Genomic DNA, 21,550 nt, shown 5'->3' on the forward strand with positions numbered 1-21,550 from the left:
TGGACCACCACCGGCCCCCGGCCCGGCAGCAGCCGACCAGCCAGGACCCCCAGAGGACTCCCGAGGACTTCGATGACGCAGATTGCGCTGATCGCCCTGGCGCTGGTCGCCGCCGCGACGGCGGGCGTGCTCGCCCGAGGCCGGGCCCGGGCCCTCACCCGGGCGGTCGCCGCCGAGACCGCCCGCGGCCACGGCGAGGAACGCGCCCGCGCCGCCGAAGGCCGGCTGGCCCGCGCCGAGCAGCAACTGCGCGAGGCACAGGAGGCCGCCCGGCGCGCCACCGAGGAGACCCACCACGCCGAGAGCCGCTACCGGGCCGCCGAGGAGCGCACCCGGGAGGCCGAGAGCCGAGCCCGCACCGCCGAGGACGCCACCCGGGAGACCGACCAGCGGGCCGCCGCCGCGAGCACCCGGGCCGGGGAGGCCGAACGGCGGCTCACCGCCGCCGAGGAGCACACCGCCGCCCTGCTCGCCGAGATCGGCCACCTCGCCCAGGAACGGGTCGCCGCCACCGCCGTCCGGCTCAGCCACGCCAACGCCCCGCTGGTCGGCCCGCTGGACTCGCAGGCCGTCGGCCCCGAGGCCGTCCGGGCGCTGCAGTCCGTCCTGGACGCCGCCTCCGCCGCCCTCACCGACGAGCGCGAACGCGTCGACGCCGCCGCCCGCGCCGCCATGCGCGGCGCCACCTCCCGGATCCAGACGCTGCTCTACCAGATCCAGAGCCTGGTCCAGCAGCTCCAGCACGACAACGACGACCCCCGGCTGCTGGAGGTCGACTTCCGCAACGAGGTCGCGCTGCGCCGGATCCAGACCGTCGCCGTGCTCTGCGAAGCCTGGCCCGGCCTGGCCCGCACCGACTCCCCGCTCGCCGAAGTGGTGGTCGGCGCGCTCTCCCGGGTGCCCGGCTACGCCCGGATCAAGGTCGCCAACCACCTGCGCGAGCAGCGGCTCGCCGTGGTCGCCCGGGCCGCCGAGCCGCTGGCCATCACCGTCGCCGAACTCCTCGCCAACGCCTCCGCCTACTCGCACCCGGAGACCGACATCCCGGTCACCGTCCAGCAGGGCGGCCGCGGCGCGCTGGTGATCATCGACGACAGCGGCATCGGCATGGACGACGACCAGCTGCGCCGGGCCCGCCGACTGCTGGCCGGCCCGCCCGACGTCCTGCTCACCGAACTCGGCAACCCGCCCAAGACCGGCTTCGCGGTGATCGGCAAACTGGCCCGCCAGTACGGCTTCTCCTGCCACATCGAGCCCTCGCCGTACGGCGGGATGCGCACCATCCTGCGCATCCCGGCCGCGCTGGTGACCGTCGTCGACGACGAGCAGCCGCTGTCGGTGCTCACCCCGCTGCCGCTGCGGGCCGGCGCCGGCCCGGCCCCCGCGCCCACCGTCCAGGCCGTCCCGCCGATGCGCGACGCCGACGAGGGCGACGGGCCGCCCCCGCTCGCCGACCGGCACAACCAGCCGGGCCCGCACCCCGCGCCCGCCATCCACGCGGTGCCCGACGCGCCGGCCGGCCCCGCCGACCCGGTCGACGACGGCACCGGCCTGCCCAGCCGGCGGCGCCGCCGACCGGTCACCGCCGACGGCCCCGGCGCCCCCGAGCCCGCCGCCAGGCCGTCCGCCGCACCGGCCGAGCCGCCCGCCCGGGCCCCCGAGCGGACGCCCGAGCGCGCCGCCGCCCACTGGCAGGCGCTCCAGGAGGGCACCGACTCCGGCCGCGCCGCCGTGGCACAGGCCGCCCGCGGGACCAGCACGACCGGCGGGTCCAGCGCGACCGCCGGGACCAGCCCGGCCAGCGAATCCAGCCCGACCGGCGGGAGCGGCCCGACCGCGGCCGCCCGCGACACCGGTGCCCGCACCACCGTCCGTCCGCCCGCCCCGACCCCCGAAGGAGCCGAGCAGTGACCAGCACGCCCAGCCCGACCACCACCGACGAGATCTCGTGGGTGCTGACCCCGCTGCTGGAGCTGCCGGGGGTGCTGCACGCGGTCATCGCCACCGGTGACGGCCTCGTCGAGGGAGCCTCCGACGGGCTCGACCGCGCCTCCGCCGAGCGGGTCGCCGCGATGACCGCCACCGTGCACGCCGCCGCCCGCGCGTTCACCAGCGCCTTCACCGACACCGAACGGCCCCGGCTGGCCCAGACCGTCGTCGAGTCCGACCTCGGCTACGCCGTCGTCGTCCCGGCCGGGGAGAACACCTCGCTCGCCGTGTTCACCTCCCCGGAGGCCCAACTCGGCAACGTGGCCTACCAGATGCAGGTGCAGGTCGCCGCCCTGGGCCGTGCCCTCGCGAGTCCGAGCCGGCAGCAGGACACCACCGTCCGATCATGACCGCCGTACCCCGCAGGCGGATGGTGCCCGCCTACCTGGCCACCGGCGGCCGCAGCCGCCCCGGCACCGCCGGCTTCGACCGGCTCACCGTGCTGTTCGCGGACCGCACCGAACCGCCCCGCGAGCTGGAACCCGAACACCAGCGGCTCTGGGAACTGCTGCGCCCCGGTGCGCTGACCGTGGTGGAGGCCGCCGCGCACCTGTGCCTGCCGGTCAGCGCCACCGTCTTCCTCGCGGCCGATCTGGTCGAGGCGGGCTGCCTGCGCGCCCGCGCGCCGATCCCGCGCGCCCAGCAGACCGACCGCTCCATCGTCGAGAGGCTCCTCGTTGGACTCCGTGCGCTCCGGTAGCCCGGCCGACCGGCCGAGCCGGGTGGGCTACCTGCCCGACCGGGACCAGACGCTGATGAAGCTGGTGGTGGCCGGCCCGTTCGGGGTCGGCAAGACGACGCTCATCCGCACCCTCTCCGAGATCGCCACCCTGCACACCGAGGAGGCGATGACCGAGACCGGACGGCCGGTGGACGACCTGGCCGGCCTGCCCGAGAAGGCCACCACCACGGTCGCCGTCGACTTCGGCCGGCTGACCCTGCCCGGCAACCTCGTGCTCTACATGTTCGGCACCCCCGGCCAGCGCCGCTTCTTCCCGCTCTGGCAGGACATCGCCCGCGGCGCCCTCGGCGCGCTGGTGCTCGCCGACACCCGCCGGCTCGCCGACTCCTTCGAGATCATGGACATGGTCGAGGAGCAGGGCCTGCCCTACGCCGTCGCCGTCAACTGCTTCCCGGACGCGCCGGTCCACTCGATCGAGGTGCTGCGCGCCCACCTGGACCTGCACCCCACCACCCCGCTGCTGCTCTGCGACGCCCGCGAGCGCGGCGCCAGCCTGGACGCGCTGATCGCGCTGGCCGAGCACGTCCTCGACGGCCTGCCCGCGGCCCCCGCGAACGCCCCCGACCCCGCAGACCAGGTAGCGACCGTCCCTGCCGCCTCCGCCGCCGAGGAGCGCCCGTGACCACCGACACCCGCCCGACCCCGATCTACGGCCCGGTCTTCGCCGCCGACCCGCAGCTGGTCTACGACCGGCTGCGCCGCTACGGCGCCGTCGCCCCGGTGGAGATCGCGCCCGGCGTCGAGGCCCTGCTGGTCACCGACTACCAGGCCGCCCTGGACCTGCTGCGCGACACCGACACCTTCTCCAAGGACTCCCGCGCCTGGCAGCGCACCGTCGCCCCCGACAACCCGCTGCTGCCGGTGCTCGGCTACCGCCCGACCGCCCTGTTCAGCGACGGCGAGGTGCACGCGCGCTACCGCGCGGTGATCACCGACGGCCTCGCCCTGCTCGAACCGCACCGGCTCCAGCGCCGGGTCGCCGAGGTCGCCCACCAGCTGGTCGACCGCTTCGAGGCGGCCGGCACCGCCGACCTGATCGCCGAGTACGCCCGCCAGCTGCCGGCCTTCGTCCTCACCACCTGGTTCGGCGTGCCCGAGGAGCACAGCGCCCGGCTGGTCGCCGGGATCGCCGGGATGATCGAGTCCACCGAGAAGGCCGTCGTCGCGTACGGGGACCTCGTCGCGGTGGTCACCGCCATGGTCGCCGAGCGGCGCGAGCGGCCCCGGCACGACCTCACCTCCTGGTTCGTCACCCACCCGGCCGGGCTGGAGGACGACGAGGTGATCCGGCAGATCACCCTCACCATGATCGCCGGGCACGAGCCGACCACCAACCTGATCGGCAACGCCCTGCTGCGCCTGCTCACCGACGCCCGCTACGCCGGCTCCCTCATCGGCGGCGCGATGACCGCCTACCAGGCGATCGACGAGGTGCTCTGGCACGAGCCGCCGCTGGCCAACCTCTCCGCCCACTACCCGCGCTACGACATCACCTTCCACGGCCGGGAGATCCCGGCCGGCACCCTGGTGCTGGTCTCCTACGCGGCCGCCAACTCGCAGGCCGCGCCGCCCACCGACGGCACCGAGCTGCGCAGCGGCGAGAGCGCCCACCTGGCCTGGGCGGCCGGCCCGCACGGCTGCCCGGCCCGCGACCCGGCGCTGCTGATCGCGATCACCGCGATCGAGCAGCTGACCAGCCGGCTCAGCGACCTCGAACTGGCCACCCCGGCCGAGGACCTGCTCTGGCGCCCCGGCCCGTTCCACCGGGCCCTGGTCCACCTCCCGGTCCGCTTCGCCCCGACGGCCTGAGCCCTGGCGGCCCGAACCCTGCCGGTCCGAGTCCCGGCGGCCCGGGCTCCAGCGGCCCGGGACGCACGAGGGCCCGGGTGTCCGTCCGTACGGAAACCCGGGCCCTCGCGGCGCGACCGGCCGGCGCTACTCGGCCGGCTTCAGCGTCAGCGAGACGCTGTTGATGCAGTACCGCTGGTCGGTCGGCGTGCCGTAGCCCTCGCCCTCGAAGACGTGGCCCAGGTGCCCGCCGCAGCGGGCGCAGCGCACCTCGACCCGGCGCATGCCGAGCGTGGTGTCCTCGATGTACTGGACCCGGTCCCCGGCCAGCGGCGCGTAGTACGACGGCCAGCCGCAGTGGCTGTCGAACTTGGTCTCGGAGCTGAACAGCTCCGCGCCGCAGGCCCGGCAGCCGTAGACGCCGACGGTCTTGGTGTCGGTGTACTCACCGGTGAACGGGCGCTCGGTGCCCGCCTCGCGGAGCACGTGGTACTCCTCGGGGCTCAGCTCGTCCCGCCACTCGGCCTCGGTCTTCTCGATCTCGTAGCTCATCACGGCTCCCGGTCGGGGTACGTCAGACGTTGGAGGCAACGTTCGAGAGGTGCTGCACGCTTCCCCGGATCTCCTCCAGGATGGCGGGGCCCAGGTTGGTGACGTCGCCGGCGCCCATGGTGAGCAGCAGGTCGCCGGGGCGGGCCAGGCCGGCCAGCACGGCGGGGGCGGCGGCGAAGGAGTGCTCGGCGGTGACGTCGGCGCCGGCCCGGTGGGCGGCGTCGATGATCAGCTCGCTGGTCACGCCGGGGATCGGGTCCTCGCGGGCCGGGTAGATGTCCAGCACCACCGAGGCGTCGGCCAGCGCCAGGGCCTGGCCCATCTCCTCGGCGAGCTGCTGGGTGCGGCTGAACAGGTGCGGCTGGAAGACCACCAGCACCCGGCCCTCGCCCTCCAGGCCCTCCCGGATCGCCTCCAGGTCGGCGGTCATCTCGGTGGGGTGGTGGGCGTAGGAGTCGATCACCTGGACGCCGCCGGCCTCGCCCTTGAGCTGGAGGCGGCGCCGCACGCCGGTGTAGGCGCCGAGGGCCTTGGCCAGGTCGGCGGCCGGGACGCCCAGCGCGACGCCGGCGGCCAGCGCGGAGACCGCGTTGTGCGCGTAGTGCCGGCCGGGCACCGAGACGGTGAAGGACAGCTCGACGCCGTCCAGCTCGACGGTGACCTCGCTGGTCATGCCGCGGGCGACCACCGAGCGGACCCGGACGTCGGCGTCCTCGGCGGCGCCGACGGTCACCACGGTGAGGCCCTCGCGGCCGGCCACCCGGGCGGTCAGCTCGCGGGCGCCGTCGTGGTCGGCGGAGACCACCAGGGTGCCGCCGGGGGTGATCCGGCCGACGAAGGTCTCGAAGGACTCGTAGATCTCCTCGATCGAGGCGTAGTTGGCGTGGTGGTCCAGCTCCACGTTGAGCACGATCGCCACCTCGGGCGCGTACTTGTGGAAGCTGCGGTCGCTCTCGTCCGCCTCGGCGACGAAGATCTCGCCGACGCCGTGGTGGGCGTTGGAGCCGGGCGCGTCGAGGTCGCCGCCGATCGCGTAGGACGGGTCCAGGCCCAGCTCGCCGAGGGCGACGGCGAGCATGCTGGTGGTGGTGGTCTTGCCGTGGGTGCCGGCCACCGCCAGCGCCCGGCGGCCGCCCATCAGGGCGGCCAGCGCGTCGGAGCGGTGCACCACCGGGATGCCGCGCTCGTGGGCGGCGGCCAGCTCCGGGTTGTCGGCGCGGATCGCGCTGGAGACCACCACGCTGCTGGTGCCGTCCGGCACGTGCTCGGCGGCGTGGCCGACGTGCACGGTCGCGCCGAGGGCGCGCAGCGCGAGGACGGTCTCGGACTCCTTGGAGTCGCTGCCGGAGACGCTGGCGCCGCGCACCGCGAGGATCTTCGCCAGGCCGGACATCCCGGCGCCGCCGATGCCGATGAAGTGCGGGGCGTGCAGGTCGTGCGCGGCGTCGTTCAAGGCGGGGCTCCGTAGGGCGGGGGCGGAATGGTCGGGCGGACGGGATGGGGAATCGTCCTCGCGGGCGGACCGCAAGGACGATTCTGCACCACCGGCCGGGATCCCTAGGAGTCGCTGGCGAACAGCCGCAGCACCGGGACCCCCACCTTGTGCCGGGCCTGGGAGGCCCAGTCGCGGTGGAAGAACTCCTCCACGAAGTGCGGTGAGGTGAGCACCACCACCTCGTCCGCGCGGTGCTCCTCGACCGCCGTCCGCAGCCGGTCCAGCGGCTTCTCCTCGACCAGCTCGCCGACCGCCTCGGCCCCGGCCGTGCGCAGGTGGCGCAGGCTGTGTTCGAGCGACTCGGTGGCCACGGTCGGCCCGGACTCGGACTCGTCGTGCTCGTGCACCACCTTGTCGAGGTGGCCGAGCGCCACGTCGTCCAGCGCCCGCAGCAGCTCGTCCTGCTTGCCGCGCGGCTGCATCAGGACGACGAAGGAGACCTTCTCGTCGCTGTGGAGCGTGGTGACGAGTTCCACGTCCGCGTCGGAGAGAGCCTTTTCGATCATCAGTACCGTCTTGAACACGTGAGTCCCTTCCAGTGGCCGGCCCCCGGGCCCCGGCATCGCATTAACGGGATCACGACCCGTCGGTCACGGGGTCGGCGGACGCAGGTAGCGGGTGAAGAGGAATCCTTTCTGCTCCATCAATGAGACCAGCCGCATCCGCTGCACGTCAGGCATTTGCGCATCGCGGATGATGCGCGGCGCGTCGCCGCCCGTGATCAGCGGAGCCAGCGACAGGCACAACTCGTCCAGCAGACCCGCCGCCGCCAGCTGCCCCAGCAGCCGCGGGCCGCCCTCGCTCAGCAACCGCGTCCAGCCCCGCTCCGCCAGCGCCGACACGCCCGCCCGCAGGTCCACCGACCCCTCCCCGGCGAGCACCAGGTCGGCCACCTCGGCGACCGCCCGGCGGCGCTCCTCGGGCGCGTCCGCGGTGGTGATCACCACCGTCCTGACCAGCGGGGCGGTGAACAGCGGCGCGGTCAGGTCCAGGGTCAGCGAGCGGCTCACGATCGCGATCGCCGGAGCCGGGGCCTGCCCGGCCGCCGCCCGCGCCGCCGCGAACTCGGCCCGGGCCCGGGCCGGCCGGTAGCCCTCCGCGCGGACCGTCTCCGCGCCCACCAGCACCACGTCCGACAGCGCGCGCAGCACACCGAAGATCCGCTTGTCGGCGTCCCCGGACAGGCCCTCCGAGAGGCCCTCCAGCCTCGCCCCGCCGTCCAGACCGGCCACCATGTTGGCGCGCAGCCAGGGCCGCCCCCGATTCACCTGGTCGGGGTACGCGTAGACGGCGGCGAGCGACTCCAGCGAGGCCGGGTCGGCGACCGGCTCGCCCAGCGGGCTGATCAACTGTTGCATGCCCTCAGTCTTCCACCGGCCGCCGTCCCGAGGGGCCTGGGACCAGGCGTACCCTCTACTAACGTGCCAGCAGCCCCCCGCCCCGACACCGCGACCGAGTCCATAGCCGCCGCGAGCGCGGCCGGCTCCCCGATCGCGCTCGCCGACCGCCGCCCCGTCGTGCCCGCCGAGCGGCTGGTCGCCGAGATGGTCCCGCCGCCCCGGTTCTCCGACGTGAGCTTCGGGACGTACATTCCGGACCCGAACCAGCCCAGCCAGTACGAGGCCGTCCAGGTCCTGGAGCAGTTCGCCACCACCCTCGGCGGGGGAAACGGTTCCGCGCCCAAGCGCAGCTGGTTCCGCCGCTCCGCCCCGGCGCCCACCGGCCCGGCCGGCGTGTACCTCGACGGCGGCTACGGCGTCGGCAAGACCCACCTGCTCGCCTCGCTCTGGCACGCCGCCCCCGGCCCCAAGGCCTTCGGCACCTTCGTCGAGCTGACCAACCTGGTCGGTGCGCTCGGCTTCCAGCAGGCCGTCCGGACCCTCTCCGAGCACACGCTGCTGTGCATCGACGAGTTCGAGCTCGACGACCCGGGCGACACCGTCCTGGTCTCCACGCTGCTCACCCGCCTCGTCGACAACGGCGTCAAGCTCTGCGCCACCTCGAACACCCTGCCGGAGAAGCTCGGCGAGGGCCGCTTCGCCGCCGCCGACTTCCTGCGCGAGATCCAGGGCCTGTCCGCGCACTTCCGCCCGATGCGGATCGACGGCCAGGACTACCGCCACCGCGGCCTCCCGGACGCCCCGCCGCCCTACCCCGACGCGGCCGTCGACGCCGTCGCCGCCCGCACCCCCGGCGCCTCCCTGGACGACTTCGACACCCTCCTCGCCCACCTCTCCGCCGTCCACCCCAGCCGCTACGGCGCGCTGCTCGACGACGTCACCGCCGTCTGCCTGCGCGGCGTCCGCCAGGTCGACGACCAGTCCACCGCCCTGCGCCTGGTCGTCCTCGCCGACCGCATGTACGACCGCGAGCTCCCCATCACCGCCTCCGGCCTCCCCTTCGACCAGGTCTTCCCCGACGACATGCTCCGCGGCGGCTACCGCAAGAAGTACCTCCGCGCCATCTCCCGCCTGGTCGCCCTCGCCCGCGACAGCGCGAAGACCTGACCCCGTAACCCCCGCCCCGGCCGGGCGTTGCTCCCTAGCGGAGCAGAGGGGGGACGCATGGCCGGTGGCGGGCCCGCAGCGGGCTACTCGATCGAGATCGAACCCGAGGTACGCGAGTGGCTGCGGCAGTGTCCGCTCCCCGAGTACCGTGCGGTCGAGCGCGCGGCGGATCGATTGGCCGAGGACGGTGAACTCCTGCCGTTCCCGCTCTCCAGCCACCTCGGCGGCGGACTGCGGGAACTGCGGGTCGGGCCGATGCGGATCACGTACTGGCTCGCACCCGGGCGGAGGGCTGTGCTGCTGACGGTCTTCCGTAAGACTAGGAACCGCGAAACGGATCAGGTCGAGCGGGCACGGCGGGCTCAGAAGGTGTGTGAGGCCGAGCATCTGCCCGCCGCCGACCACGACGTCTACGACCGGGAGGAGCAGCGGTGAGCAGCGGTTATCACACGCGGTGGGTCGTGCCGCCGGAGCATCGGGAGAGCGAGCAGTACCGGGCGGCCGGGCGGCGGATGGCGCTGGCCGAGGCCGTGTACGCCCGCCGATCCGCTCTCGGCTGGACGCTCGCCGAACTCGCGGAGCGGGCCGGGCTGGACGAGGCGACGGTCGAGAGCATCGAGGAGAGCGGCGTCGATCCGACCCTGCCGCTGATCGAACGCCTCGCCGCCGCGTTCGACTCGGTCGTCCGCATCGACCCGGCCCGCGAGCCCGCCATGAGGTTCGAGGCGCACGCGGCCTGAGGGAGCCGCACCGCTTGTCGGTGGTGGGTCGTACGGTGGACTCGTGCGACCCATCACGAGTATTGAGCGGTCAGTGACGCCCTTCGAGGTCGTCAGTCCCTTCCAGCCGAACGGGGACCAGCCGGCGGCGATCGCCGAGCTGGAGCGGCGGATCAAGGGCGGGGAGAAGGACGTCGTCCTGCTCGGTGCCACCGGTACCGGGAAGTCGGCCACCACGGCGTGGATGATCGAGCGGCTGCAGCGGCCCACCCTGGTGATGGCGCCGAACAAGACGCTGGCCGCCCAGCTGGCGAACGAGTTCCGCGAGCTGCTGCCGAACAACGCGGTCGAGTACTTCGTCTCGTACTACGACTACTACCAGCCCGAGGCGTACGTCCCGCAGACGGACACCTACATCGAGAAGGACTCCTCGATCAACGAGGAGGTCGAGCGGCTGCGGCACTCGGCGACCAACTCGCTGCTGACCAGGCGGGACGTGATCGTGGTCGCCTCCGTTTCCTGCATCTACGGCCTCGGCACCCCGCAGGAGTACGTGGACCGGATGGTCCCGCTCAAGGTCGGCGAGGAGATCGACCGTGACGTCCTGCTGCGCCGCTTCGTGGACATCCAGTACGCCCGCAACGACGTGGCGTTCACCCGTGGCACCTTCCGGGTCCGCGGCGACACCATCGAGATCTTCCCGGTCTACGAGGAGCTGGCCGTCCGGATCGAGATGTTCGGCGACGAGATCGAGGCGCTGTACACCCTGCACCCGCTCACCGGCGAGATCATCAGCCAGGACGAGTCGGTGTACGTCTTCCCCGCCTCGCACTACGTGGCCGGCCCGGAGCGCATGGAGCGGGCGATCACCGGCATCGAGAAGGAGCTGGAGGAGACGCTCGCCCGGCAGGAGAAGCAGGGCAAGCTGCTGGAGGCCCAGCGGCTGCGCATGCGCACCACCTACGACATCGAGATGCTGCGCCAGATCGGCACCTGCTCGGGCGTCGAGAACTACTCGATGCACTTCGACGGCCGCGAGCCCGGCTCCCCGCCGAACACCCTGCTCGACTACTTCCCGGAGGACTTCCTCCTGGTCATCGACGAGTCGCACGTCACCGTCCCGCAGATCGGCGCGATGTACGAGGGTGACGCCTCGCGCAAGCGCACCCTGGTGGAGCACGGCTTCCGGCTGCCCTCCGCGATGGACAACCGCCCGCTGAAGTGGGAGGAGTTCCTGGGGCGGATCGACCAGACGGTGTACCTGTCGGCGACGCCCGGCCCGTACGAGCTGTCCCGCGGCGACGGCCAGGTCGAGCAGATCATCCGCCCGACCGGTCTGATCGACCCGGAGGTGATCGTCAAGCCGACCGAGGGCCAGATCGACGACCTGGTGCACGAGGTCCGCACGCGGGTGGAGCGGGACGAGCGCGTCCTGGTGACCACGCTGACCAAGAAGATGGCCGAGGACCTCACCGACTACATGCTCGGCCTGGACATCCGGGTCCGGTACCTGCACAGCGACGTGGACACCCTGCGCCGGGTGGAGCTGCTGCGCGAGCTGCGCGCGGGCAGGTACGACGTGCTGGTCGGCATCAACCTGCTGCGCGAGGGCCTGGACCTGCCCGAGGTGTCGCTGGTGGCGATCCTGGACGCGGACAAGGAGGGCTTCCTGCGCTCCGGCACCTCGCTGATCCAGACGATCGGGCGGGCCGCCCGAAACGTCTCGGGCCAGGTGCACATGTACGCGGACCGGATCACCCCGTCGATGGAGAAGGCGATCGACGAGACCAACCGCCGCCGGGTCGTGCAGCAGGCGTACAACAAGAAGCACGGGATCGACCCGCAGCCGCTGCGGAAGAAGATCGGCGACATCCTGGACACCCTTGCCCGCGAGGACGTGGACACCGACGAGCTGCTCTCCACCGGCTACCGCGGGGCCGCCGGGAAGGGCAAGGCCCCGGTGCCGGCCCTGGGCATGGAGCGCAAGCAGGGCGAGAGCCTGCCGGCCGCCGAGCTGGCGGAGCTGATCCAGTCGATGACGGACCGGATGCACGCGGCCGCCGCCGACCTCCAGTTCGAGGTCGCGGCCCGGCTGCGCGACGAGGTGAAGGAGCTGAAGCGGGAGCTGCGCCAGATGCGGGAGGCCGGCGTGGCCTGAGCGGGGGCCTGAACGGGGGTCGAGGCGGCAGAGGGGCCGACGGGGGCTGAGGCGGGTCGAGGCGGCCGCCGGGCCGGGCCGGTGTGACACCGGTCAAGCCCGGCGGTGTCTCAGCCTTGCCACAATGCGGCGACCGCCGGGAGGTGCGGGGTGCCGCAGGCCCTAGGCTGGCCTGCGGCATCGACCTCGGGACGGGGTGGTGCGACAGCAACAGGGGGCCTCAGCCGGGGGACGGCACGGGGTGTTCCACCGTGGCGCCGCGCGGGGAGCGACCGCGTGGCCGGGTAGAGAGGACAACGCCGTGTCGGTGAACCTTGCCAAGGGACAGCGGGTCAGTCTCCAGAAGGGGCCGGGCGGCGCGTTGACCGTGGTCCGGATGGGGCTCGGCTGGCAGGCCGCGCCGAAGCGGGGCCTGTTCGGCAGCCGCACCAGGACGATCGACCTGGACGCGTCGGCGCTCCTGTACGCCGAGAAGACCCCGTCCGACGTGGTGTTCTTCCAGCACCTGGAGAGCACGGACGGTTCCGTCCGGCACACCGGGGACAACCTGGAGGGCGGCTCCGGCACGGAGGACGACGAGGCGATCCTGGTGGACCTGCTGCATGTGCCGGCGCACATCACCCAGGTGGTGTTCACGGTGAGCTCGTACACCGGGCAGACCTTCGCGGAGGTGCAGGGCGCCCACTGCCGGCTGGTGGACGAGACCACGGGCGAGGAGCTGGCCCGGTACGAGCTGGCCGGGGGAGGGCCGCACACCGGGCAGATCATGGCGAAGGTGTTCCGTGACGGGGCCGGCGGCTGGGAGATGCAGGCGATCGGCGCGCCGGCCAAGGGGCGGACCTTCCAGGACCTGCTGCCGGCGATCGAGCCGTACCTCTGACGGCATCCCGGACGGCATCCCTGGCGGGCGCCCCGGACGTCATCTCTGACGGTTCTTTACCTTCTTTACCTTTCTTTGGGCTTCCTGTTACTCTCGATGGCAGCGGAGGGGAGTATTCCCCCGCAGTTGTCCCCGTCATCACGGGCGCCCACGAGTGGCGCCCCGGGGCGCTGGTCCGTGCGGACGCCCCGAGAGCGGGCCCGACGGGCGGAAGAGACCTCCGGCAGTGACGATGACTGTCTCGCCTACCTGCCGGAGGAGCAGTAGTGGACGTTTCCGTAACCATGTGGATCACCACGATCGGTGTGCTGATCGCACTGATCGTGGCGGACTTCTTCATCGGAGGGCGCAAGCCGCACGAGGTCTCGATCAAGGAGGCCGGGATCTGGACCGCGGTCTGGATCGTGCTGGCGCTGATCTTCGGCGGGTTCCTCTGGTGGCACTCCGGCGCGCAGCCGGCCGGTGAATTCTTCGCCGGTTACATCACCGAGAAGTCGCTCAGTGTCGACAACCTGTTCGTCTTCATCCTGATCATGGGCAAGTTCGCGGTGCCGAGGATCTACCAGCAGCGCGTGCTGATGTTCGGTGTGATCATCGCGCTGGTGCTGCGGGCGGTCTTCATCGCCGGCGGCGCGGCGCTGGTCACCCAGTTCTCCTGGGTGTTCTTCATCTTCGGCGCCTTCCTGATCTGGACCGCCTGGAAGCTGATCAAGGAGGCCCGGGCCGGCGAGGAGGAGGACGAGTTCGAGGAGAACCGCCTGCTCAAGTCGATCGAGCGGCGATTCCCGTCCACCGACACGTACCACGGCACGAAGTTGTTCATCCGGGAGAACGGCCGCCGGCTGATGACCCCGATGCTGATCGTGATGCTGGCGATCGGCACCACGGACGTGCTGTTCGCGCTGGACTCCATCCCGGCGATCTTCGGCCTGACCCAGGACCCGTACATCGTCTTCACCGCCAACGCCTTCGCCCTGATGGGCCTGCGCCAGTTGTACTTCCTGATCGGCGGCCTGCTGAAGAAGCTGGTCCACCTGTCGTACGGCCTGTCGGTGATCCTCGGCTTCATCGGCGTGAAGCTGGTGCTGCACGCGGCGCACGAGGCGGGCGCGAACGTGCCGGAGATCGGCATCCCGCTCTCGCTGGGCGTCATCGTGGTCGTCCTGGCCGTCACCACGGTGACCAGCCTGATCGCCTCGAAGAAGCAGGAACGGGCCGAGCGAGAGGCCCAGAAGCTGGACGCCTGACCCCCGCGTGACGGCCGAGGCCCCCGCGACCCGGAAGGGATCGCGGGGGCCTCGTCGTGCCCGGTGCCCGGTGCCCGGTGCCCGGTGCCCGGTGCCCGGAGGCCGAGGTCACCAGCCGCGCTCGCGCCACTCGTCGAGGTGCGGGCGCTCGGCGCCGAGGGTGGTGTCGCTGCCGTGGCCGGGGTAGACCCAGGCCTCGTCCGGCAGGACGTCGAAGATCTTCGCGTTGACGTCCCGGAAGAGGCTCGTGAAGGCCTCCGCATCGCCCCAGGTGTTGCCGACGCCGCCCGGGAAGAGGCAGTCGCCGGTGAAGACGTGCGGGTGGCCCTGCGGGTCGTCGTAGATCAGCACGATCGCGCCCGGGGTGTGCCCGACCAGGTGCCGGACGGTGAGTTCCACGTCGCCGACCCGCAGCTGGTCGCCGTCCGCGAGCAGCAGCTCGGTGGGCACGTCGACGCCCTCGGCGTCGTGCGCGCCGGCGGCGGTGCGAGCCCCCGTCACGGCGACCACCTCGGCGAGCGCGGCCCAGTGGTCGTGGTGCCGGTGGGTGGTGACCACGGTGGCGAGCTCGTCACCGACGGTCTCCAGCAGCACCGGGGCGTCGGCGGCCGCGTCGATCAGCAGCTGCTCGTCGGTGGCCCGGCAGCGCAGCAGGTAGGCGTTGTTGTCGTACGGGCCGACGGCCACCTTGGTGATGATCAGGTGCGCCAGCTCCCGCACGTCCGGCGGCCCGCCGACCTTGACCGCTCCGTGGTACGTCATCCGTGCGCTCCTCGTCCGGTGAAGGGGTTCAGGATCATCTTCGCGCCGTCAGCCCAGCGGGGGAAGCTGGGGGAGGGCGGTGTCGGGGGTGGTCCGCAGGCCGGCGCCGTCGGAGCGGCCGGAGAGCCAGGCGAGCAGGGAGCGGAGGGGGCCCTGGACGGTGAGGACGGGCTCGCCGGTGCCGATCAGGCCGATGTCCCCGGTGTCCTCGGCGACCAGCTCGACGCCGGGCAGGGCGGTGCCGTGCAGCTTGTTGGCGATCTTGTGGAACTCGGTGACGGCGAAGACCTCCGGCCAGTGCGCGGGGGTGTGGCCGGCGTCCAGGTCGACGTGGTGGTACTCGACCTCGGCGAGGCGCTTCCACGGGAGGTCGTGGGCGGGGAAGACGTAGCCGGTGCGGTGGCGGACCTCGACCGTCCAGGCTTCGGCGGGCAGCAGCGCGGCGGCCGCGGCGAAGCGCTCGCGGGAGTCGTGCAGGTCGGCGAGCTGGACGTCCACCGGGCGGGGCGCGCCCTCCTCGATCTGCCGGTCGCGGGCCTCGGTGCTGGCGTACTGCGGGATGTCGGTGCCGGTGCGGGCGCCGTCCAGCAGGTTGACCAGGGAGTCGGCGTTGCGGGCGAGGTGGGCCAGCACGTGACCGCGGGTCCAGCCGGGCAGGGCGGAGGGTTCGGCGACGGCCTCGGGCTTCAGCTCGGCGACGGTGTGCAGCAGGTGCCGGGTGCTCTCCTCGACCAGGGCCAGGTACTGCGCGGCGGCCTCGGCGGCGGTCTGCGGGTCGGTCATCGGATCGGCCTTCTGTGGGAGACGGCGCGTTGCCCGCGGGGGGCTCCGCTCGTTGACCAGCTGACGCTATCGCCGAATCCGACCGCTGAGCAGGGCCTTTTTCGGTCCGGGTACGGAGGGTCCGAGGGGCGCTCTCACTCGTTCGGGTGGACTCCGCTGGACACGGTCGATATTCGAACGTCTGAGCTAGTAGGCTGGCTGCCGCATCCTGGAAGAAGCACACATCTCCCCGCAAGTCCTCTCGCCCCGGAGAAAGGCGCCAGAAGCAGTGGCCGACCGCCTCATCGTCCGCGGTGCTCGCGAGCACAACCTCAAGAACGTCTCGCTCGACCTGCCCCGCGACTCCCTCATCGTCTTCACGGGCCTCTCCGGCTCCGGCAAGTCCTCGCTCGCCTTCGACACGATCTTCGCCGAGGGCCAGCGCCGCTACGTCGAGTCGCTGTCCTCCTACGCCCGCCAGTTCCTCGGGCAGATGGACAAGCCCGATGTGGACTTCATCGAAGGCCTCTCCCCGGCCGTCTCGATCGATCAGAAGTCCACCAACCGCAACCCCCGTTCGACCGTCGGCACGATCACCGAGGTCTACGACTACCTGCGCCTGCTGTTCGCCCGGATCGGCAAGCCGCACTGCCCGCACTGCGGCCGCCCGATCGCCAAGCAGTCGCCGCAGGCGATCGTCGACAAGGTGCTGGAGCTCGCCGAGGGCACCCGGTTCCAGGTGCTCAGCCCGGTGGTGCGCGAGCGCAAGGGCGAGTTCGTCGACCTCTTCGCCGACCTCCAGTCCAAGGGCTACTCGCGCGCCCGGGTGGACGGCGGGACGATCCAGCTCGCCGAGCCGCCGAAGCTCAAGAAGCAGGAGAAGCACACCGTCGAGGTGGTCATCGACCGCCTGACCGTCAAGGAGAGCGCCAAGCGGCGGCTCACCGACTCGGTGGAGACGGCCCTGCGGCTGTCCGGCGGCATGGTCGTGCTCGACTTCGTCGACCTCGCGGAGGACGACCCGGAGCGCGAGCGGATGTACTCCGAGCACCTCTACTGCCCGTACGACGACGTGTCGTTCGAGGAGCTGGAGCCGCGCTCGTTCTCCTTCAACTCGCCGTTCGGCGCCTGCCCGGACTGCTCGGGCCTGGGCAACCGGATGGAGGTCGACCCGGAGCTGGTCATCCCGGACCCGGAGCGCTCGCTGGAGGAGGGCGCGATCCACCCGTGGTCGGCGGGCCACGCCAAGGAGTACTTCCAGCGCCTGATCGACGCGCTCGCCGGGGAGCTGGGCTTCCGCACCGACATCCCGTGGGCCGGGCTGCCGGCCCGCGCCAAGAAGGCGCTGCTGTACGGGCACAAGCACCAGGTGCAGGTCAGCTACCGCAACCGCTTCGGGCGCGAGCGCTCGTACAGCACCGGCTTCGAGGGCGCCGTCCCGTTCATCCAGCGCCGGCACACCGAGGCGGAGAGCGACAGCAGCCGCGAGCGCTTCGAGGGCTACATGCGCGAGGTGCCCTGCCCGACGTGCGAGGGCACCCGGCTCAAGCCGGTGGTGCTCGCGGTCACCGTCGAGGAGAAGTCGATCGCCGACGTCTCGGCGATGTCGATCAGCGACTGCGCCGAGTTCCTGGGCGCGATGAAGCTGAACGACCGGGACAAGCAGATCGCCGAGCGCGTCCTCAAGGAGGTCAACGAGCGGCTGCGCTTCCTGGTCGACGTCGGCCTGGACTACCTCTCGCTGAACCGCGCGGCCGGCACCCTGTCCGGCGGCGAGGCCCAGCGCATCCGGCTGGCCACCCAGATCGGCTCCGGCCTGGTCGGCGTGCTGTACGTGCTGGACGAGCCGTCCATCGGCCTGCACCAGCGGGACAACCACCGGCTGATCGAGACGCTGGTGCGGCTGCGCGACATCGGCAACACGCTGATCGTGGTCGAGCACGACGAGGACACCATCAAGACGGCGGACTGGGTGGTCGACATCGGCCCGGGCGCCGGCGAGCACGGCGGCAAGGTGGTGCACTCCGGCTCGTTGAAGGGGCTGCTGTCCAACAAGGAGTCGCTGACCGGCCAGTACCTCTCCGGCAAGCGGTCCATCCCGATCCCGGCGGGCCGCCGCGACCGGGACAAGAAGCGCCAGCTGACCGTCCACGGCGCCCGCGAGCACAACCTCAAGGACGTCACGGTCGGCTTCCCGCTCGGCACCTTCACCGCGATCACCGGCGTCTCCGGCTCCGGCAAGTCGACGCTGGTCAACGACATCCTCTACACCCACCTCGCCCGGGAGCTGAACGGCGCCCGCAGCGTGCCCGGTCGGCACACCCGGATCACCGGCACCGACCTGGTGGACAAGGTGGTGCACGTCGACCAGTCGCCGATCGGGCGCACCCCGCGCTCCAACCCGGCCACCTACACCGGGGTGTTCGACCACGTGCGCCGGCTCTTCGCGGAGACGCAGGAGGCGAAGGTCCGCGGCTACCTGCCCGGCCGGTTCTCCTTCAACGTCAAGGGCGGCCGCTGCGAGAACTGCTCGGGCGACGGCACCATCAAGATCGAGATGAACTTCCTGCCGGACGTCTACGTGCCGTGCGAGGTCTGCCACGGCGCCCGGTACAACCGGGAGACGCTGGAGGTCCACTACAAGGGCAAGTCCATCTCCGAGGTGCTGGACATGCCGATCGAGGAGGCGCTGGCCTTCTTCGAGGCCGTCCCGGCGATCGCCCGGCACCTCAGGACGCTCAACGACGTCGGCCTCGGCTACGTCCGGCTCGGCCAGTCCGCGCCGACGCTGTCCGGCGGCGAGGCGCAGCGCGTCAAGCTCGCCTCCGAGCTGCAGAAGCGCTCCACCGGGCGGACGGTCTACGTGCTGGACGAGCCCACCACCGGCCTGCACTTCGAGGACATCAGCAAGCTGATCAAGGTGCTCAGCGGGCTGGTGGAGAAGGGCAACACGGTGATCGTCATCGAGCACAACCTCGATGTGATCAAGACCGCCGACTGGGTCGTCGACATGGGCCCCGAGGGCGGTTCCGGCGGCGGCATGGTGGTCGCCGAGGGCACCCCGGAGCAGATCGCCGCCGTCCCGGAGAGCCACACCGGCAAGTTCCTCCGGGACATCCTTCCGGGCGAGTTCGCGGACGCCCCGGTCGCCCCGGTGAAGAAGGCGCCGCGCAAGCGCGCCGCCGCGGCGAAGAAGTAGCGAAGAGGGAGCAGCGGCCCGCTCCGCCGCCCCGCCCCCGGGGCGGCGGAGCGGGTGCCGCATAGACTTCCGAGGTCCCTCGTAGGAAGCCGAACCGCAGGAGCGCACCGATGTCAGAGGCCCCCGAGACCAGCCCCGCCACCTCCCGCCGCACCGTGCTCTGCGGCGCCGCCGCCGTACTGGCGGCCGGCGGCACCGTGGCGGTCGCCGGCTGCGGTCCCTCCTCGGGTTCCTCGGGCTCCTCCGGCGCCGGCAGCGCGGCCAAGACCCCGGTGGACCTCGGCCCGGCCTCGGAGGTGCCGGAGGGCGGCGGCAAGGTCTTCCGCAACCAGAAGATCGTCGTGACCCAGCCGACCGCGGGGGAGTACAAGGCCTTCAGCGCCGTCTGCACCCACGCCGGCTGTGTCGTCGACCAGGTGAAGAGCCAGCAGATCCAGTGCCCCTGCCACGGCAGCCGGTTCGCCATCGCCGACGGCGCCGTCCAGGACGGCCCGGCCCCCAGGCCGCTGCCCGCCTACGCCGTCACGGTCGACGGCGGGAACCTCAAGGTGACCCCGAGCTGAAGCAGTTGATCTCCACCCAGTCGATCTCGGCCCAGTCGGTCCCCGCCCGGTTGATCTCCCCTTCGCGGCCCCGGCTCCACTCGGTACGGTGGACCCATGGCTGACCCGAGCACCTACCGCCCGGCGCCGGGCGCGATCCCGACCTCACCGGGCGTCTACAAGTTCCGTGACGCCCACGGGCGGGTCATCTACGTCGGCAAGGCCAAGAGCCTGCGGCCGCGTCTGTCGTCCTACTTCCAGGACCTGGCCGGCCTGCACCCGCGCACCGCGACCATGGTCACCACCGCCGCCTCGGTGGAGTGGACGGTGGTGGCCACCGAGGTCGAGGCGCTCCAGCTGGAGTACTCCTGGATCAAGGAGTTCGACCCGCGGTTCAACGTCAAGTACCGCGACGACAAGAGCTATCCGGAACTCGCCGTCACCCTCGACGAGGAGTACCCGCGGGTCCAGGTGATGCGCGGGGCGCACAAGAAGGGCGTGCGCTACTTCGGCCCGTACGGGCACGCCTGGGCGATCCGCGAGACGGTCGACCTGCTGCTGCGCGTCTTCCCCGTCCGCACCTGCTCCAACGGCGTGTTCAAGCGCGCCCGGCAGGTCGGCCGGCCCTGCCTGCTCGGCTACATCGGCAAGTGCGCCGCGCCCTGCGTCGGCAAGGTCTCGCCGGACGAACACCGGGCGCTGGCCGAGGACTTCTGCGACTTCATGGCCGGGCGCACCGGCAACTACCTGCGCCGGCTGGAAGAGCAGATGCGGGAGGCCGCCGAGGAGATGGAGTACGAGAAGGCGGCCCGGCTGCGGGACGACATCGGCGCCCTCAAGCGCGCGATGGAGAAGAACGCCATCGTGCTCGCCGACGCCACCGACGCCGACCTGCTGGCCGTCGCCGAGGACGAACTGGAGGCCGCCGTCCAGATCTTCCACGTCCGCGGCGGCCGGGTGCGCGGCCAGCGCGGCTGGGTCACCGACAAGGTCGAGGACGTCGACACCGCCGGCCTGGTCGAGCACGCCCTCCAGCAGCTCTACGGCGGCGCCGGCCCGGACGAGCGCAACGAGACCGTCCCGCGCGAGGTGCTCGTCCCCGCGCTGCCCGAGCCGTCCGGTCCGGTCCGGGACTGGCTGAGCGGCCTGCGCGGCAGCCAGGTCGACCTGCGGATCCCGCAACGCGGCGACAAGAAGGACCTGATGGCCACCGTGCAGCGCAACGCCCAGCAGGCGCTGGCACTGCACAAGACCAAGCGGGCCTCCGACCTCACCACCCGCAGCCGCGCCCTGCAGGAGATCGCCGACGCGCTGGAGCTGGACTCGGTGCCGCTGCGCATCGAGTGCTTCGACATCTCGCACCTCCAGGGCGAGGACGTGGTCGCCTCGATGGTCGTCTTCGAGGACGGCCTGGCCCGCAAGAGCGAGTACCGGCGCTTCCAGATCAAGGGTTTCGAGGGCCAGGACGACGTCCGCTCGATGCACGAGGTGATCGGCCGGCGCTTCCGCCGCTACCTCCAGGAGCGCGAGCAGACCGGCGAGTGGGTCGTCCCCGAGGCCGACGACCCGGGCGCCGCCGCCGACGGCACCGGGGCCCCGGCCGGCCCGATCGACCCGGAGACGGGCCGCCCGCGCCGCTTCGCCTACCCGCCCCAACTGCTGGTCGTCGACGGCGGCCAGCCGCAGGTCGCCGCCGCCAAGCGCGCCCTGGACGAACTCGGCATCGACGACGTCGCGCTGTGCGGCCTGGCCAAGCGGCTGGAGGAGGTCTGGCTGCCCGGCGAGGACGACCCGGTCGTGCTGCCGCGCTCCAGCGAGGGCCTCTACCTGCTCCAGCGGGTCCGCGACGAGGCCCACCGCTTCGCGATCACCTACCAGCGCAGCAAGCGTTCCAAGCGACTCACCGCAGGGGAACTGGACTCCGTCCCGGGCCTCGGCGAGACTCGCCGCCAGGCGCTGCTCAAGCACTTCGGCTCGCTGAAGAGGCTCCGGGCCGCCACCGTCGACGAACTCTGCGCCGTACCCGGCATCGGACGCCGCACGGCGGAGACTGTTGCGGCGGCGTTGTCCTCCCGTACACCCGTCGCACCAGCGGTGAACACCGCTACCGGCGAGATCATCGAGGACGGGGCCGAACCGGCCGCCGAGCCGGTGGCCGCAGCATCCCAGACCGCACCATCCCAGGAGACGCCATGACGGCCGACGCCG

At 72.3% G+C, this 21,550-nt stretch carries 20 protein-coding genes; 14 read left to right on the forward strand and 6 right to left on the reverse strand.

Features of this window, described 5'->3' with window-relative positions; genetic code table 11:
- Window positions 1–72: 72 nt before the first annotated feature.
- Genes AB0R04_RS06930 through AB0R04_RS06950 form a run of 5 tightly spaced genes read left to right on the forward strand, consistent with a single transcriptional unit; the run spans window position 73 to window position 4,540 of the window.
- A complete protein-coding gene (locus AB0R04_RS06930; protein ID WP_363368866.1) occupies window positions 73–1,911 on the forward strand; it encodes an ATP-binding protein in 1,839 nt (612 codons plus the stop codon).
- Window positions 1,908–2,339, forward strand: a complete 432-nt coding sequence (locus AB0R04_RS06935; protein WP_363368868.1) for a roadblock/LC7 domain-containing protein — start codon at window positions 1,908–1,910, stop codon at window positions 2,337–2,339. The genes AB0R04_RS06930 and AB0R04_RS06935 overlap by 4 nt, the downstream gene beginning before the upstream one ends.
- On the forward strand, window positions 2,336–2,689 hold the full coding sequence (locus AB0R04_RS06940; RefSeq protein ID WP_063349488.1) for a DUF742 domain-containing protein: 354 nt from the start codon (window positions 2,336–2,338) through the stop codon (window positions 2,687–2,689). The genes AB0R04_RS06935 and AB0R04_RS06940 overlap by 4 nt, the downstream gene beginning before the upstream one ends.
- A 55-nt stretch (window positions 2,690–2,744) precedes the next feature.
- Complete coding sequence (locus AB0R04_RS06945; RefSeq protein WP_363369119.1) at window positions 2,745–3,353, forward strand: ATP/GTP-binding protein; 609 nt, start codon at window positions 2,745–2,747, stop codon at window positions 3,351–3,353.
- Complete coding sequence (locus tag AB0R04_RS06950; RefSeq protein ID WP_063349490.1) at window positions 3,350–4,540, forward strand: cytochrome P450; 1,191 nt, start codon at window positions 3,350–3,352, stop codon at window positions 4,538–4,540. The genes AB0R04_RS06945 and AB0R04_RS06950 overlap by 4 nt, the downstream gene beginning before the upstream one ends.
- Window positions 4,541–4,666: 126 nt before the next feature.
- Here the strand turns inward: AB0R04_RS06950 and msrB are convergent, their stop codons facing one another.
- The 4 genes from msrB to AB0R04_RS06970 form a co-directional block, all read right to left on the reverse strand.
- Complete coding sequence (gene msrB, locus AB0R04_RS06955; RefSeq protein WP_063349491.1) at window positions 4,667–5,071, reverse strand: peptide-methionine (R)-S-oxide reductase MsrB; 405 nt, start codon at window positions 5,069–5,071, stop codon at window positions 4,667–4,669.
- A gap of 22 nt (window positions 5,072–5,093) precedes the next feature.
- Window positions 5,094–6,524: a UDP-N-acetylmuramate--L-alanine ligase gene (murC, locus tag AB0R04_RS06960; RefSeq protein WP_363368870.1), complete on the reverse strand. Its 1,431-nt coding sequence runs from the start codon at window positions 6,522–6,524 to the stop codon at window positions 5,094–5,096.
- Window positions 6,525–6,628: 104 nt separating this feature from the next.
- Window positions 6,629–7,090, reverse strand: coding sequence for an indole-3-glycerol phosphate synthase (locus tag AB0R04_RS06965; protein ID WP_363368872.1), 462 nt, complete (start codon window positions 7,088–7,090; stop codon window positions 6,629–6,631).
- A 66-nt stretch (window positions 7,091–7,156) separates the two neighbouring features.
- The gene (locus AB0R04_RS06970; RefSeq protein WP_363368874.1) at window positions 7,157–7,924 is read right to left on the reverse strand and encodes a pyrimidine reductase family protein; all 768 of its coding nucleotides are present in this window, start codon (window positions 7,922–7,924) and stop codon (window positions 7,157–7,159) included.
- 102 nt (window positions 7,925–8,026) lie between these two features.
- Between AB0R04_RS06970 and zapE the strand changes: the two genes are divergently transcribed.
- The 6 genes from zapE to AB0R04_RS07000 all read left to right on the forward strand — a co-directional run bounded on the left by zapE (window position 8,027) and on the right by AB0R04_RS07000 (window position 14,077).
- Window positions 8,027–9,073, forward strand: coding sequence for a cell division protein ZapE (gene zapE / locus AB0R04_RS06975; protein WP_063351439.1), 1,047 nt, complete (start codon window positions 8,027–8,029; stop codon window positions 9,071–9,073).
- A 57-nt stretch (window positions 9,074–9,130) separates the two neighbouring features.
- Window positions 9,131–9,508, forward strand: a complete 378-nt coding sequence (locus AB0R04_RS06980; RefSeq protein ID WP_363368876.1) for a type II toxin-antitoxin system RelE/ParE family toxin — start codon at window positions 9,131–9,133, stop codon at window positions 9,506–9,508.
- Complete coding sequence (locus AB0R04_RS06985; protein ID WP_063349495.1) at window positions 9,505–9,813, forward strand: helix-turn-helix transcriptional regulator; 309 nt, start codon at window positions 9,505–9,507, stop codon at window positions 9,811–9,813. Before AB0R04_RS06980 ends, AB0R04_RS06985 begins: the two co-directional genes overlap by 4 nt.
- Window positions 9,814–9,856: 43 nt before the next feature.
- Complete coding sequence (uvrB, locus tag AB0R04_RS06990; RefSeq protein ID WP_063349496.1) at window positions 9,857–11,950, forward strand: excinuclease ABC subunit UvrB; 2,094 nt, start codon at window positions 9,857–9,859, stop codon at window positions 11,948–11,950.
- Window positions 11,951–12,251: 301 nt separating this feature from the next.
- Window positions 12,252–12,830 carry a TerD family protein gene (locus AB0R04_RS06995; protein ID WP_063349497.1) on the forward strand — a complete coding sequence of 193 codons (579 nt, stop codon included), beginning with the start codon at window positions 12,252–12,254 and terminating at the stop codon, window positions 12,828–12,830.
- 266 nt (window positions 12,831–13,096) lie between these two features.
- Window positions 13,097–14,077 carry a TerC family protein gene (locus AB0R04_RS07000; protein ID WP_363368878.1) on the forward strand — a complete coding sequence of 327 codons (981 nt, stop codon included), beginning with the start codon at window positions 13,097–13,099 and terminating at the stop codon, window positions 14,075–14,077.
- Window positions 14,078–14,185: 108 nt separating this feature from the next.
- Here the strand turns inward: AB0R04_RS07000 and AB0R04_RS07005 are convergent, their stop codons facing one another.
- Together AB0R04_RS07005 and AB0R04_RS07010 are read right to left on the reverse strand one after the other, a co-directional pair.
- Window positions 14,186–14,839 carry an MBL fold metallo-hydrolase gene (locus AB0R04_RS07005; RefSeq protein ID WP_363368880.1) on the reverse strand — a complete coding sequence of 218 codons (654 nt, stop codon included), beginning with the start codon at window positions 14,837–14,839 and terminating at the stop codon, window positions 14,186–14,188.
- 48 nt (window positions 14,840–14,887) lie between these two features.
- Window positions 14,888–15,622: a maleylpyruvate isomerase family mycothiol-dependent enzyme gene (locus tag AB0R04_RS07010; protein WP_363368882.1), complete on the reverse strand. Its 735-nt coding sequence runs from the start codon at window positions 15,620–15,622 to the stop codon at window positions 14,888–14,890.
- Window positions 15,623–15,890: 268 nt separating this feature from the next.
- On the opposite strand from AB0R04_RS07010, the gene uvrA reads away from it, so the two are divergent.
- From uvrA to uvrC, 3 genes are all read left to right on the forward strand, one after another.
- Window positions 15,891–18,800, forward strand: coding sequence for an excinuclease ABC subunit UvrA (gene uvrA / locus AB0R04_RS07015; RefSeq protein ID WP_063349501.1), 2,910 nt, complete (start codon window positions 15,891–15,893; stop codon window positions 18,798–18,800).
- Between the two features lie 110 nt (window positions 18,801–18,910).
- Window positions 18,911–19,363 (forward strand): Rieske (2Fe-2S) protein, encoded by a 453-nt coding sequence (locus AB0R04_RS07020; protein WP_363368884.1) that lies wholly within the window; start codon window positions 18,911–18,913, stop codon window positions 19,361–19,363.
- 96 nt (window positions 19,364–19,459) lie between these two features.
- Complete coding sequence (gene uvrC, locus AB0R04_RS07025; protein ID WP_363368886.1) at window positions 19,460–21,538, forward strand: excinuclease ABC subunit UvrC; 2,079 nt, start codon at window positions 19,460–19,462, stop codon at window positions 21,536–21,538.
- The last annotated feature ends 12 nt before the right edge of the window (window positions 21,539–21,550 follow it).

Origin of the sequence: Kitasatospora sp. NPDC056731 (assembly GCF_040687675.1) — a bacterium.
GTDB lineage: Bacteria > Actinomycetota > Actinomycetes > Streptomycetales > Streptomycetaceae > Kitasatospora.

Coding starts and splice junctions, on each gene's coding strand:
- AB0R04_RS06930 (WP_363368866.1), top strand. CDS start 73: ATGACGCAGATTGCGCTGATCGCCCTGGCGCTGGTCGCCGCCGCGACG.
- AB0R04_RS06940 (WP_063349488.1), top strand. CDS start 2,336: ATGACCGCCGTACCCCGCAGGCGGATGGTGCCCGCCTACCTGGCCACC.
- AB0R04_RS06945 (WP_363369119.1), top strand. CDS start 2,745: ATGAAGCTGGTGGTGGCCGGCCCGTTCGGGGTCGGCAAGACGACGCTC.
- msrB (WP_063349491.1), bottom strand. CDS start 5,071: ATGAGCTACGAGATCGAGAAGACCGAGGCCGAGTGGCGGGACGAGCTG.
- AB0R04_RS06970 (WP_363368874.1), bottom strand. CDS start 7,924: ATGCAACAGTTGATCAGCCCGCTGGGCGAGCCGGTCGCCGACCCGGCC.
- AB0R04_RS06980 (WP_363368876.1), top strand. CDS start 9,131: ATGGCCGGTGGCGGGCCCGCAGCGGGCTACTCGATCGAGATCGAACCC.
- AB0R04_RS07005 (WP_363368880.1), bottom strand. CDS start 14,839: ATGACGTACCACGGAGCGGTCAAGGTCGGCGGGCCGCCGGACGTGCGG.
- AB0R04_RS07010 (WP_363368882.1), bottom strand. CDS start 15,622: ATGACCGACCCGCAGACCGCCGCCGAGGCCGCCGCGCAGTACCTGGCC.
- AB0R04_RS07020 (WP_363368884.1), top strand. CDS start 18,911: ATGTCAGAGGCCCCCGAGACCAGCCCCGCCACCTCCCGCCGCACCGTG.
- uvrC (WP_363368886.1), top strand. CDS start 19,460: ATGGCTGACCCGAGCACCTACCGCCCGGCGCCGGGCGCGATCCCGACC.